We start from the raw sequence: 12,751 nt of genomic DNA, 5'->3' as shown, positions 1-12,751 counted from the left end.
GGTGCCGCGGGCCCAGTTGTTTTGTAATGCCCACGCCCACGGCCCAGCGCTTCGCGCTGGCCCTCAGGGGTCAACGCGAGCGGAGCCGCCGCGAAGTATTCGGACAGGGGCGCGCCAGACGCTTTGCGCTGCCTGTAGAGGCTTTCGTTGGCCTGATCGACGCGATGCATGTGCGCTTGCAGCTGCGCAACGCTGGCGTCGAATTCGTCATGCACCGTGCGCGGCTTGTGGGCCGCGATAGTGGCGTCGATGGTGCCCTGGAGCTGCGCGTGGCACGGCTCGCACAGATCACGCGCATGCAGCTTGCGCGGCTTGCCGCACAAGCCACAGAACGTGCCGTGGTAGACGTAGCCGGCGCCGTCAGCCACGGCGACCAAGCCTCCAGCCCACGTACCAGCAGATCGCGCGCGGGGCCAGAGCCACAACCGCCACGATCAGAATCACGCCCGGAATCCAGCGCGGAAGATCAGCCATGACGCGCGCCCCTTGTCTCGGTATACGCAGCGAACACGATGCCGGCCTGATCGATCTCGCGAAGGATCGCGGCATGCCGCTGGGAAGCACGCCAGCGCAGCAGGCCGACGGCGCCGTAAGCGACAAGCAGGCCAGAGCAGAGAAGCAGAATCGCCGCCATTGCGTGATGCATCACGTAACCCCTCCCCTCGCCCTAGAAGCCCGCCCCGGCTCTAGGGGGAGGCCGGGGCGGTATCGTCTACATGCGTAGGCGATGGGCGCTTTATATCCGCCTACACCCGTAGGCGTCAACAGCCGTAGGCTACGCCTGTACAGATAGAGGGTGAGCCGGCATGGATTGGAGTGACTTTTTCGAGAAAACGCGCGTGGCGGCCGGAGCGGAGAGCTTTTCGAAGCTCGCCCCGATGCTCGGCATCACCGACGGCGCCATAGGCCATTACCGCCAAGGTCGCCGCGTGCCCCAAGTCTGGGTTGTGGCTGATGCCCTGCGAATACAGGGGCATCCGGAGCCGGAAAAGGCCGCGATTCAGATCATGAAACAGGCCGCGCTCACATCGCCCGAGCGAACATTTTGGAAGCGGCTAGCGGCGACCGCAGTGGCGCTCCTGCTGATGGTTGGCACCTCGATGCCAGGGTATGTAAAAGCCTCGCAAATTCAAGAACTTGCGAGGCCGGAAGGTTCATCAATGTATATTATGTAAATAAGAGCGGCGCGAATCGATCAACCTGCCTGATCCAATGCCCTCCGCAGCGCGCTCACCAGTTCCGCATCGGATTGCACCCAATCGTTCTCCAGGCCGGCAAGCGCCGGGTTGTGATGGCGCATAGGCGATGTGCGCGATGCCTTGGCCGAGGCATGCAGTTCGTTGCAGCCGCTCTGGACGGTGACATCGGCGATGTTGCCTGCATCCAGGCCGGCGCCGGCCATCACCCGGATGCGGTCGCCTGCCTGTGTGGCCAGTTGCCGCAATGTGTGGCTGCCGGCCATTGCGCTGGCGGCGCCGCCGGAGCTGAGGATGCGCTGGCAGCCGAGGTTGATGACCTGTTCCATGGCCGAAGGCAGATCGCGCGCGGCGTCGAAGGCGCGATGGAAGGTGATGCCGAGCGGTCCGGCGGCCGCGACCAGTTCGCGGCACAGTGGGATGTCGACGTCTCCATCCATGGTCAGCGCGCCGATCACGACGCCGTCGCATCCCAGCTGCCGGCAGCTTTCGATGTCGCGCAGCATGATCTCGGTCTCCTGCGCGTCGTAATGGAAATCGCCCGGGCGCGGGCGGATCAATACGAACAGGGGAATACGCAGCCGGTCGCGGGCCACGGCGACGCTGCCGCGCGATGGCGTGGTGCCGCCCTGCGCCAGATTGTCGAACAGTTCGATCCTGTCGGCACCGCCGGCCTGCGCGGCCAGCGCCGACGCGACGGAATTGCTGGCGATCTCCAGCAGGCGGCGTCCGCTCATGTCTGCTCGCTGGAGTAGACGGAGGTGGAATCCAGCAGGGCGTCCTGCCTGCGGGAATCGCAGACCGCATAGACGAAGCCGCGATGCAGCGCATAAGCGCCGACCTCGCCGTTCCTGTTCATCGCCAGGAAGCACACCTGCAGGGTGCGGCTGGTTTCTGGGCGCTTGTGCACTACCCGCTCGATGGCTTCGCGGCAGGCATCGGCGGGCGAGCGGCCCTGGCGCATCAGTTCCACCACCAGGAAGGAGGCGGCGTTGCGGATCATCTCCTCGCCCATGCCCGAGGCCGTGGCCGCGCCGACTTCATTGTCGACGTACAGGCCGGCACCGATGATGGGGCTGTCGCCGACCCGGCCATGCATCTTGAAGGCCATGCCGCTGGTGGTGCAGGCGCCGGCCATGCGTCCCTTCTCATCGATGGCGAGGATGCCCAGGGTGTCGTGGTTGTCCTTGTCGCCGGGACGACCGCGCCGCTCGGCGTTGATCTGCGGTGCATAGTGCTCGGTCTTGAGCCATTCGCGCCATGCATTCTCGGCTTCCGGTGTCAGCAGTTTGCGACTCTCGAAGCCCTGCTGCACGGCGAACTGCCGGGCGCCCTCGCCCACCAGCATCACGTGCGGCGTCTGTTCCATCACCCGGCGCGCGACCGACACCGGATGCAGGATGTCGCTCAGCGCCGCGACCGATCCGCAGCGGCCATCGCCGTCCATGATGCTGGAGTCCAGCGTAAGCACGCCATCGCGGTCCGGATTGCCGCAGTGGCCCACGGTGGGATTGCACAGGTCGCTTTCCGCCCAGCGGGCGCCCGCCTCCACCGCATCCAGGGCGCTGCCGCCGGCTGCCAGCACCTTCCACGCCGCCTGGTTCGCGCCGACGCCGAAATCCCAGGTCGATACCACCCGCGCGCCGTTTCCCGCAGGCGGCGATGCCAGCATGCGCGGTGCGGCACCGGCCGCGGCCAGCAGCATGGACGTCTGCAGGAACTGCCTGCGTGTGCTCATCGGGTTTCTCCGGTTGTGGGGGGGCTGCAGGCGTCGTCTGCATGCCAGGCAAGCGCGCCGAGCACGCCGAGTTCGCCATCGTCGATGCGCCACACGGGCACCCGTTGCAGGGCGGACGACAGCACGCCCTTGGCCAGGAAGCGCCGCTGGAAATCGCCTTCGTGCAGCCAGTCGGCGAGATGCCCGGTGATGCCGCCGGTGAGATAGACCGATCTTGCGCCGAAGGTCAGCGCCAGGTCGCCGGCGACGCTGCCCAGCCAGGCGCAGAACGCGCGGGCGCTGGCCAGTGCGAGCGGATCGTTTCCATTGCGCGCCGCATCCACCAGGGCGGCGGGCGTTTCCCAGCGCGGCGTCGCGCCTTCCCGCTCGCACAGGCAGGTGTAGAGCGTCATCAGCCCCGGGCCGGACAGGATGCGTTCGCTGTCCACATGTCCATGGCGCTGCAGCAACTGGCGCAGCACGTCCAGTTCCAGCGTGTTGCCGGCGGCCAGCGAGGCATGCCCGCCCTCGCTGGCCAGCACCGGCGGGCGGCTGCTCTCCAGGCGCAGCGCCACGCCCAGCCCGGTGCCTGGCCCCAGCACCAGCGCCGGGCCGTGAGGACGGTGATCGGCGTCGCCGCAGAGCAGGTGCAGCGCTTCCCGCTCGACATGGGGAATGGCCTGGGCCACGGCCACGAAGTCGTTGATCAGTTCCAGCTCGCCCAGCCCGGCCTCGCTGCGGGTCTGGGCCAGCGAAACCTGCCAGGCCAGGTTGGTATTGAGCAGGCGGTCGCCGTCCAGCAGCCCGGCGATGGCCACGACCGCGCGGCTGACCGGCGGAATGGCCGGGTTGTCGTGCAGGCGCGCGACGTAATCGCGCAGGATCGCCGCCAGGCTCGGGTGGTCGGCGCACGCATAGCGGCGGAAATCGTTGACCCGGATCGGTTCGCCCGCTCGCAAGGTGGTCCAGCCCAGTCGGGCATAGGTCCCGCCGACGTCAGCGCCGATGATGGTCGTTGCCGCCATCGGCTCGTTCACTCCGCCCTGCTCTACCGGCATGTCGTCTTTCGGTCGTTCCAAAATGGAAGGCGAATCATGCGTTGGAAGGATGGCTCACGCCAAGGGGCGCAGCATCCGCCAGGTAGCCCAGCCCAAGGCCGTCATCGACAACGAGCCGGCAAGATGCAGGCCGATCGTCGCCAGCGCCCAGCCCAGCTGCTGGCGCAGGAACAACTGCACCACTTCGGCCGAGAATGTGGAGAAAGTGGTCAGACCACCAAGTAGGCCGGTCACGATGAACAGCCGCCACTGCGGTGCGATGTCCGGCCGCACCGCGAACCAGGCCAGCGCCAGGCCGATGACGTAACCGCCCAGCAGATTGGCGGCCAGCGTGCCCAGCGGAACGGTGGGATGGATCGGATTCAACCATACGCTCAGGCCGAATCGCAGCCATGCGCCGATCGCCGCTCCGACGCCTATCGCCACAAAGGAAAGCCACATCGGTCTATGTCTCCCGCTGCTGTCATGGAACTCCCCGGAAGACTGTGGGTCCGGGACACGATGCGCTGTTCAGTCCTGCGGCTTGCCGCCCGCCCTCGCCTGTTCGCGCGCGGTGCGCAGGCGGTCGAGCTTTTCCTTGAGCTTGATCTCCAGCCCGCGTTCGACCGGCCGGTAGTACACGCGTTCGCCCATTTCATCGGGGAACGCGGTCTGGTCAAGGGCGATGCCGCCTTCGACGTCATGGTCGTACTGGTAGCCGCTGCCATAGCCGAGGGTCTTCATCAAGCGCGTCGGCGCATTGCGCAGGTGCATGGGCACCGGCTGCGAGCCAAGCGTGGCGACGTCGGCCTGGGCCGCGGCCAGCGCCTTGTAGCTGGCGTTGGACTTGGCGGTGCTGGCCAGGTAGATGACCAGGTTGGACAGGGCGATGTTGCCTTCCGGCGCGCCGATGCGGTCATAGGCGTTCCAGACGTTGATCGCCATCTCCAGGGCGCGCGGGTCGGCGAGGCCGACGTCCTCCACCGCCATGATGGTCAGCCGGCGCAGGACGTAGGACGGGTCGCAGCCGCCATCGAGCATGCGTGCCAGCCAATAGATCGCACCGTCAGGGTTGGAGCTGCGCACCGATTTGTGCAGCGCCGAGATCTGGTCGTAGAACTGCTCGCCGCCCTTGTCGAAGCGGCGCGTGCGGTCGGCCAGCACCTGCAGCAGGGTTTCCGGCGTGATCTGGCCGCCCTCGCCCGCCGCCAGTTCCGCGGCGATTTCAAGCAGGGTCAGGGCGCGGCGCACATCGCCATCGGCGGCACGGGCGATTTCCAGCAGCGATTCGGGCGAGACGCGGATGTCCTCCTCGCCCAGCCCGCGCTCCTTGTCGCCCAGCGCCCGCTGCAGGGCTTCGGCCACGTCCTCGGGCGATACCGCTTCGAGCACATGCACGCGGCAGCGCGAAAGAAGTGCCGAGTTCAGTTCGAAGGACGGGTTCTCGGTGGTGGCGCCGACGAAGATGATGGTGCCGCGCTCGATGTGCGGCAGGAAGGCGTCCTGCTGCGACTTGTTGAAGCGGTGCACCTCGTCGACGAACAGCACGGTGCGCCGGCCTTCGGCGAAGCGCTGCGCGGCTTCGGCCAGCACCTGGCGTACCTCGGGCAGGCCCGAAAGCACTGCCGAGATCGCGCGGAATTCGGCGTCGGCATAGCGCGCCAGCAGCAGCGCAAGGGTGGTTTTGCCGCAACCCGGCGGCCCCCACAGCACCATGGAGTGGACGCGGCCGGATTCGATGGCGCGGCGCAGGGCGGTGTTGGGCGCCAGCAGGCGCTTCTGCCCGACCATCTCGGCGAGCGTGCGCGGGCGCATGCGCTCGGCGAGCGGGCGCATGCCCTCCCGGTCCGCGCTCAGCAGGTCGGCAGGAGGATCGGAGAACGTGTTTCTGGATCTGGCCACGCCTGCATTCTAGCGTGGCTGTCCAGTCCAGTAGCGCCGATGAGCGCTCCGTCGGGCATGTGGGGATAGGCGAAGTGCCGGCCGGCGGCCGGCACTGCATGGGCCGTCAGCGTTCGCCGATGACGTCCACATTCTTCGGCGGCGTGAAGCGGAAGGTGCCGGCGGCGAAGGAAGGGTTCTTCTTCCAGCCGCTGAAATCGATCACGGTGCGCTGCCCCACCGCATCGACGACTTCCATGCGGCCCAGGCCGCCCTGGCCGAAACCGAGCGCAGCGTACTGGAAGCTGGCATCGGTCTCGCGCTTGGGACTCAGCGACAGCCACTGCATGCCATCGCGCGGTGCCGCTTCTTCGCTGACGTCGTACTGGCGCTCCAGCTGCGCGGGATTGATCAGCGCCGTCAGCGGGCTGTTCTGTTCTTCCTCGCCCTGTCCGCGCACCGTGGCCTGCTCCAGGTCGGGCTCGTAGACCCAGACCTTGCTGCCGTCGGCCACGATCAGCTGCGGATGCGGACGGGTGTACTCCCAGCGGAACAGGCGCGGCGCCGACAGCGCGACGCGGCCGCTGGACGACTCCTTGAGCTTGCCTTTGGCGTCGAACACCTGCTGGCTGAACTGTCCGTCCAGCCCGCGCAGGCCATTGGTGAAGGCCTTCAGGTCGTCGCGCGCGCCGGCATGGGCATCGGCGGCGAAAACGGCGGCGGCCAGGGCGACGGCGATCAACGTGGGACGCAGGAGGACGTTCATGGCGGTTGTCATCGATGGACGGAGGATGGGCTGAGTCTGCCCGGGATAAACTGAATGGGCGGCAATCGTCGCCGCCCTGCCCTCACTTGGGCGGTGGTGGCGCCAGTACGGCGCGGTCGCCATTGTGCTCGGGGGCGCTGACCACGCCGGCCGCTTCCATCGCCTCGATCAGGCGTGCGGCGCGGTTGTAGCCGATCTTCAGGCGCCGCTGCACGCCGGAAATAGAGGCGCGGCGGGTTTCGGTGACGATGCGCAGGGCCTCGTCGTACAGCGGGTCGGATTCATCGCCGCTGCTGCTGGTTTCCGGCAGGCCGGTGGCGCCGACCACCACGCCGTCGCCCATGGTCTGCACTTCGTCCAGCACGCCTTCGATGTAGTCGGCCGGGCCGCTCGCCTTGAGGTGCTCGACGACGCGGTGCACTTCCTCGTCGGAGACGAAGGCACCGTGCACGCGGTCGGGCATCGCCGTGCCCGGCGGCAGGTACAACATGTCGCCGTTGCCCAGCAGCGCCTCGGCGCCGGACTGGTCGAGGATGGTGCGCGAGTCGATCTTGGAGCTGACCTGGAAGGCGATGCGGGTCGGGATGTTGGCCTTGATCAGGCCGGTGATCACGTCCACGGAAGGACGCTGCGTGGCCAGGATCAGGTGGATGCCGGCGGCGCGCGCCTTCTGCGCCAGGCGCGCGATCAGCTCCTCGACCTTCTTGCCGACGATCATCATCATGTCGGCGAATTCGTCGATGAAGATGACGATGAACGGCAGTGGCTCCAGCGGGCGCGGCGCCTCGCCCATTTCGGGGTTCGGCTTGAACAGCGGGTCCATCAGCGGCTGGCCGGCGTCGATGGCGTCCTTGATCTTCTTGTTGAAGCCGGCCAGGTTGCGCACGCCCACCGCGCTCATCAGCTTGTAGCGACGCTCCATCTCGGCCACGCACCAGCGCAGGCCGTTGGCAGCCTCCTTCATGTCGGTGACCACCGGTGCCAGCAGGTGCGGAATGCCCTGGTAGACGCTGAGTTCCAGCATCTTCGGGTCGATCATCAGCATGCGCAGGTCTTTCGGGCTGGCCTTGTACAGCAGGCTCAGCACCATGGCGTTGACCGCCACCGACTTGCCCGAACCGGTGGTGCCGGCCACCAGCAGGTGCGGCATGCGCGCCAGGTCGGCCACGGTCGGGCGGCCGGCGATGTCCTTGCCCAGCGCCAGGGTCAGCACGCTGGCCGACTTGTCGTATTCCTTCGAGCGCAGCAGCTCGGACAGGAAGATCATCTCGCGGGTGACATTGGGGATTTCCAGGCCGACCACCGACTTGCCGGGGATCACGTCGACCACGCGCACCGACTTGACCGACAGGCCGCGGGCGATGTCCTTGTCCAGCGAGCTGATCTGGCTGACCTTGATGCCCGGCGCCGGCTCGATCTCGAAGCGGGTGATCACCGGGCCCGGATAGGCGCCGACCACCTGCGCGTCGATGCGGAAATCCTTGAGCTTGAATTCGATCTGCCGCGACAGCGTTTCCAGGGTCTGCTCGTCGTACCCCTTGGGCTGCGGCCTGGGGTCGTCCAGCAGCGCCAGCGGCGGCAGATCCGAGCCGTCGCCGTTGACGCCCTGGAACATCGGGATCTGCGTTTCGCGCTTGGCGCGTTCGCTCTTCTCGATCACCGGCGCCGGGCGTGGCTCGATCTTCACCGGCTCGCGCTTTGCGCGGACTTCGGCGTCGACCTTGCGTACTTCCTCGCGTTCCTCGCGCAATGCGCGGGTCTGCTGCCATTCGCTGGCCTGTTCCTTCTTCTTGTCCAGCAACGGGCCCAGCGCCAGCACCCACTTGCCGATCTTCTCCATCACCAGGAACCACGACAGCCCGGTGGCCAGGGTGATCGAGGTCAGCAGCAGCACCAGCAGGAACAGGTTGCTGCCGACCGGGCCGAACCCGCTCTGCAGCGACTTGCCCACCAGCACGCCGAGGCCACCGCCGGCGCGGGCGACATCGCCCGGCGGCAGGCGCAGGTAGAGGAAGCCGGTGGCGCCGATCAGGAAGCCGACGATGCCGACCAGCCGCAACGCCGGGCCGAGGTCATCGTGGCCGCGGTCCTCGCGGTTGAGCCCGAACATGGCGATCCACGCGACGGCCGCCAGCATCAGCGGAATCAGATAGGCCACGTAGCCGAACAGCTGGCGCAGCACGTCGGCGATCCACGCGCCGACCCGACCGCCCATGTTGTGGATCGGCGCGACCACCGACCCGGCCTGCGACCAGCCCGGGTCGGCCGGGGAATAGGTGAACAGGCTCGCCAGCAGGTACAGCAGGGCCGGCGCGATCGCGATCAGCGCCAGGTCGCGCCAGAGCTTGTTGCGACGCGGATTGTCCGAAGCGGCCGCCTGCCTGCGCGTGTTGCCGCTGGCGCCAGCGCCTTTGTCACGTTCCGGGACCTGTTTCGCCACCTTGGACCAGACCTTAGAAATGCATGGTTAGTGATTGATATTAAACGACACGCGGCGCCGTTTCATCCGCCTGTTCCGGGGCGCGGCGACAGCGGGGGCACAAGGACATCGGAAAGACATGCGGAAAGCCCGGGCCGGTCTTCGGCGGGGGGGTAAGCGGCCCTGCGGGTCGCGCAGTTCCATTCCTGCGCCTTGATTCACCGGAGCCCGGTCGCCACTCTATGGCGTGTCCGGACGGTCGCCATATGCCGCGATCGCGCCGCCAATCCCGACTTTCCGCGAGTATACATGAGCACTTCCAGCGCCCCGTCCCAGCCCACCCGCCACCAGAAGCTCGTCATCCTGGGCTCCGGCCCCGCCGGCTGGACCGCTGCGGTTTACGCCGCGCGCGCCAACCTCAAGCCGGTGGTGATCACCGGCCTGCAGCAGGGCGGCCAGCTGATGACCACGACCGAAGTGGACAACTGGCCGGGCGATGCCCACGGCCTGATGGGGCCGGACCTGATGGCGCGCATGCAGGCCCACGCCGAGCGCTTCGATACCGAAGTGGTGTTCGACCACATCCATACCGCAGACCTGTCGCAGCGCCCGTTCAAGCTGGTCGGCGACAGCGCCGAGTACACCTGCGACGCGCTGATCATCGCCACCGGCGCCACCGCCAAGTACCTAGGCATTCCGTCCGAGGAGGCATTCAAGGGCCGCGGCGTGTCGGCCTGCGCCACCTGCGACGGCTTCTTCTACAAGGACCAGGACGTGGTCGTGGTCGGCGGCGGCAATACCGCCGTGGAAGAGGCGCTGTACCTGTCCAACATCGCCCGCAAGGTCTACCTGGTGCACCGCCGCGACACGCTCAAGGCGGAGAAGATCATGCAGGACAAGCTGTTCGCCAAGGTCGCCGCCGGCAGGATCGAGACCGTGTGGCACCACCAGGTCGACGAGGTGCTGGGCAACGAGATGGGCGTGACCGGCGTGCGGGTGAAATCCACCCAGGATGGCAGCACCCGCGACCTCGACGCGCACGGCTTCTTCGTCGCCATCGGCCACCAGCCCAACACCGACCTGTTCAAGGGCCAGCTGGCGATGAACAACGGCTATCTGGAGATCCGCTCGGGCCTGGGCGGCAACGCCACCATGACCTCGGTCGAAGGCGTGTTCGCCGCCGGCGACGTGGCCGACCAGCACTACCGCCAGGCCATCACCTCGGCCGGCTTTGGCTGCATGGCGGCGCTGGATGCAGAGCGCTTCCTCGACCAGAACGGTTGAGGCCGGAGGGAGCGCCGGCCAGGCTGGCCTCCCCTGGCACTCCTGGCCATGGCGCAGATCCGCTGGCTGGACACCTTGCAGGACATCCCGGCCGGACGCTGGGATGCCCTGCACGACCACGGCAATCCTTTCGTCAGCCACGCCTTTCTCGGCGGCCTGGAGCAGCACGGCTGCCTGCGCCGGGAATGGGGCTGGCAGCCGCGGCACCTGACCCTGTGGCGCGGCGATGAGCTGGTCGGCGCGGTTCCCGGCTACTTGAAGGAAAACTCCCACGGCGAGTTCGTGTTCGACCACGCCTGGGCGAATGCCTATGCGCGGCATGGACTGGACTATTTCCCGAAGTGGCTCGGCGCCGTTCCCTATTCGCCGGTCACCGGTCCGCGCCTGCTGGCCCGCGACGACGCGGACCGGCGCCTGCTGCTGCAGGCAGTCGTCGAACACGTACGGGACGCGGGGCTGTCCTCGGCCCATGTCAACTTCCATTCCGGAGCCGAGGACGAGGTGTTCGACGCGGACTGGCTGCGGCGCGTGGACGTGCAGTTCCAGTGGCACCGCCAGCCTGGCTGGCGGGATTTCGACGATTTCCTCGGCGCGATGGACCACAAGCGGCGCAAGAACATCCGCCAGGAGCGCGCGAAGATCAGCCGCGTCGGCATCGGCTTCCGCATCGTCCATGGCGATGAAGCCAGCGACGACGACCTGCGCGCTATGCATGGCTTCTACCTGCGGACCTTCGCCGAGTACGGCAACGCGCCGGCGCTGACCCTGCCGTTCCTGCGCCATCTGGCCGACGCCCTGCCGCGGCAACTGGTGCTTTTCCTTGCCCTGCAGGACGACGAGCCGATCGCGGGCGCGTTGTGCCTGCGTGGCGGCGATACGCTGTACGGCCGCTACTGGGGCGGCGCCGCCCTGCCCGGCCTGCACTTCGAGACCTGCTACTACCAGGGCATCGACTACTGCCTGCGCGAGGGGCTGCAGCGGTTCGAACCGGGCGCGCAGGGCGAGCACAAGCTGGCGCGCGGGTTCCTGCCGGTGGAGGTGCGCAGCCGGCACTGGGTCGCCGACCCCGCCTTCCGGCAGGCGCTGGCGGAATGGTGCGACCGGGAGCGGCGGGACGTGGCGCGCTACGCAGGACAACTGGCAGCGCACTCGCCCTTCAAGCCGTAGGTGCCGGGCTTGTCGCGCCGGGAGCCTTCCTGCGGTCCCGGATGCCGGGTGCAGGCGCAAGCCCCGCGCCTACAATGCGGCAGATGAGTCGCCCGCCCTTCCTGCTGCCGCCCGAACCCGATGCGCCCTTCCCGCCGGCCGAGCTGGCGCTGTCCGAGCCCGACGGGCTGCTGGCCGTCGGCGGCGACCTGTCCCCGGTGCGGCTGCTCAATGCCTATGCCGGCGGCATCTTTCCATGGTTCTCCGAAGGGCAGCCGGTCCTGTGGTGGTCGCCGGACCCGCGCATGGTGTTCCGCACCGATGGCGTACGCCTGTCCTCGCGCTTCCGCCGCACATTACGTTCAAGCACCTGGACGGTCGCCGCCGACACAGCGTTCGCCCGCGTGATGCAGGCCTGCGCCGACGCGCCGCGTCCGGGCCAGGATGGCACCTGGATCACCGCCGCGATGCATCGCGCCTACGTGCAACTGCACCAGCTCGGGTACGCGCATTCGGTGGAGGTGTTCGACGGCATGCAGCTGGTTGGCGGGATCTATGGCGTGGCCATCGGCCGGATGTTCTTCGGCGAAAGCATGTTCAGCGGGCGCAGCGGCGCTTCCAAGGTGGCGTTGGCGGCGTTGGCGCGCACCCTGTGCGGCTGGGGCTGGCCGTTGATCGATGCCCAGGTCGAGAACCCGCACCTGCTGCGCATGGGGGCCGCGCACCTGCCGCGCGATGCCTTCCTGGCCCGGGTGCGGGCCTTGGTCCAGGACGCGGAAACGGAGCCGGCCGGGAGCTGGGCGCGGCGTTTCGGCCATTGGCCGGCCTCGGTATTGGCGGTCTCGGCCCCGGTTTAACGCAAACTTTGCATCATTCCGCGGCGCGGGGTAAAATGCTCGGCTTCCGGGCCTGAAAAGGCCATCCGCAGAACCGCACAGGATTACATGTCGAAAGACGACTCCATCGAGTTCGAGGGCACCGTCAGCGAGACGCTGCCGAACACCACTTTCCGCGTTCGACTGGAAAACGGGCATGAAATCATCGCCCACATCTCCGGCCGCATGCGCAAGAACTACATCCGCATCCTTACCGGCGACCGCGTCAAGGTTGAAATGACGCCGTACGACCTCACCAAGGGCCGCATTACCTACCGCATGAAGTAAGCGGCGGTAGCCGGGCACCCGGAAAGCCAGCCTTGGGCTGGCTTTTTTGCGTGGCCGCGATCCGGACTTCCCCTGTGCCGGAAACGACGACCGCCGCCGCCGCCCCCCGCCCCCGGGGCCGGGCGGGCCCGTTGAGTCCCGG

General features: G+C 67.7%; 13 protein-coding genes and 1 pseudogene. 5 read left to right on the top strand and 9 right to left on the bottom strand.

The features are described from left to right. Together QMX80_RS15295 and QMX80_RS15290 are read right to left on the bottom strand one after the other, a co-directional pair. Positions 1–368, bottom strand: a pseudogene (locus QMX80_RS15295) (hypothetical protein); the annotation flags it as partial. Between the two features lie 98 nt (positions 369–466). After that, positions 467–634 carry a hypothetical protein gene (locus tag QMX80_RS15290; RefSeq protein ID WP_282277932.1) on the bottom strand — a complete coding sequence of 56 codons (168 nt, stop codon included), beginning with the start codon at positions 632–634 and terminating at the stop codon, positions 467–469. Between the two features lie 172 nt (positions 635–806). Here QMX80_RS15290 and QMX80_RS15285 point away from each other — a divergent pair, with 172 nt between their 5' ends. After that, positions 807–1,175 (top strand): DUF3693 domain-containing protein, encoded by a 369-nt coding sequence (locus tag QMX80_RS15285; RefSeq protein ID WP_282277930.1) that lies wholly within the window; start codon positions 807–809, stop codon positions 1,173–1,175. 20 nt (positions 1,176–1,195) lie between these two features. Here the strand turns inward: QMX80_RS15285 and QMX80_RS15280 are convergent, their stop codons facing one another. From QMX80_RS15280 to QMX80_RS15250, 7 genes are all read right to left on the bottom strand, one after another. After that, positions 1,196–1,933 (bottom strand): copper homeostasis protein CutC, encoded by a 738-nt coding sequence (locus QMX80_RS15280; RefSeq protein ID WP_282277928.1) that lies wholly within the window; start codon positions 1,931–1,933, stop codon positions 1,196–1,198. Beyond that, positions 1,930–2,901: a N(4)-(beta-N-acetylglucosaminyl)-L-asparaginase gene (locus QMX80_RS15275; protein ID WP_282277935.1), complete on the bottom strand. Its 972-nt coding sequence runs from the start codon at positions 2,899–2,901 to the stop codon at positions 1,930–1,932. The genes QMX80_RS15280 and QMX80_RS15275 overlap by 4 nt, the downstream gene beginning before the upstream one ends. 29 nt (positions 2,902–2,930) lie before the next feature. Continuing rightward, positions 2,931–3,971: a glucokinase gene (locus tag QMX80_RS15270; protein WP_282277926.1), complete on the bottom strand. Its 1,041-nt coding sequence runs from the start codon at positions 3,969–3,971 to the stop codon at positions 2,931–2,933. A gap of 54 nt (positions 3,972–4,025) precedes the next feature. Next, positions 4,026–4,412, bottom strand: a complete 387-nt coding sequence (gene crcB / locus QMX80_RS15265) for a fluoride efflux transporter CrcB (protein WP_273083403.1) — start codon at positions 4,410–4,412, stop codon at positions 4,026–4,028. A 69-nt stretch (positions 4,413–4,481) separates the two neighbouring features. Beyond that, entirely contained in the window at positions 4,482–5,852 is a 1,371-nt protein-coding gene (locus QMX80_RS15260; RefSeq protein WP_282277923.1) for a replication-associated recombination protein A, read from the bottom strand. Positions 5,853–5,958: 106 nt separating this feature from the next. Continuing rightward, positions 5,959–6,609 carry an outer membrane lipoprotein chaperone LolA gene (gene lolA / locus QMX80_RS15255; RefSeq protein ID WP_200911369.1) on the bottom strand — a complete coding sequence of 217 codons (651 nt, stop codon included), beginning with the start codon at positions 6,607–6,609 and terminating at the stop codon, positions 5,959–5,961. A 70-nt stretch (positions 6,610–6,679) separates the two neighbouring features. After that, the gene (locus tag QMX80_RS15250) at positions 6,680–9,037 is read right to left on the bottom strand and encodes a DNA translocase FtsK (RefSeq protein ID WP_282277922.1); all 2,358 of its coding nucleotides are present in this window, start codon (positions 9,035–9,037) and stop codon (positions 6,680–6,682) included. A gap of 288 nt (positions 9,038–9,325) precedes the next feature. On the opposite strand from QMX80_RS15250, the gene trxB reads away from it, so the two are divergent. From trxB to infA, 4 genes are all read left to right on the top strand, one after another. Beyond that, on the top strand, positions 9,326–10,300 hold the full coding sequence (gene trxB / locus QMX80_RS15245; RefSeq protein WP_055769137.1) for a thioredoxin-disulfide reductase: 975 nt from the start codon (positions 9,326–9,328) through the stop codon (positions 10,298–10,300). Positions 10,301–10,348: 48 nt separating this feature from the next. After that, complete coding sequence (locus QMX80_RS15240) at positions 10,349–11,467, top strand: GNAT family N-acetyltransferase (protein WP_282277920.1); 1,119 nt, start codon at positions 10,349–10,351, stop codon at positions 11,465–11,467. A gap of 83 nt (positions 11,468–11,550) precedes the next feature. Further along, a complete protein-coding gene (aat, locus tag QMX80_RS15235; protein ID WP_282277918.1) occupies positions 11,551–12,303 on the top strand; it encodes a leucyl/phenylalanyl-tRNA--protein transferase in 753 nt (250 codons plus the stop codon). Positions 12,304–12,390: 87 nt separating this feature from the next. Beyond that, positions 12,391–12,609 (top strand): translation initiation factor IF-1, encoded by a 219-nt coding sequence (infA, locus tag QMX80_RS15230; RefSeq protein ID WP_005409596.1) that lies wholly within the window; start codon positions 12,391–12,393, stop codon positions 12,607–12,609. Positions 12,610–12,751: the final 142 nt, after the last annotated feature.

Origin of the sequence: Stenotrophomonas sp. PS02297, from assembly GCF_029959705.1 — a bacterium.
In the GTDB taxonomy this organism is placed as follows: domain Bacteria; phylum Pseudomonadota; class Gammaproteobacteria; order Xanthomonadales; family Xanthomonadaceae; genus Stenotrophomonas; species Stenotrophomonas nitritireducens.
This window is presented reverse-complemented; position numbering and strand designations above follow the sequence as displayed.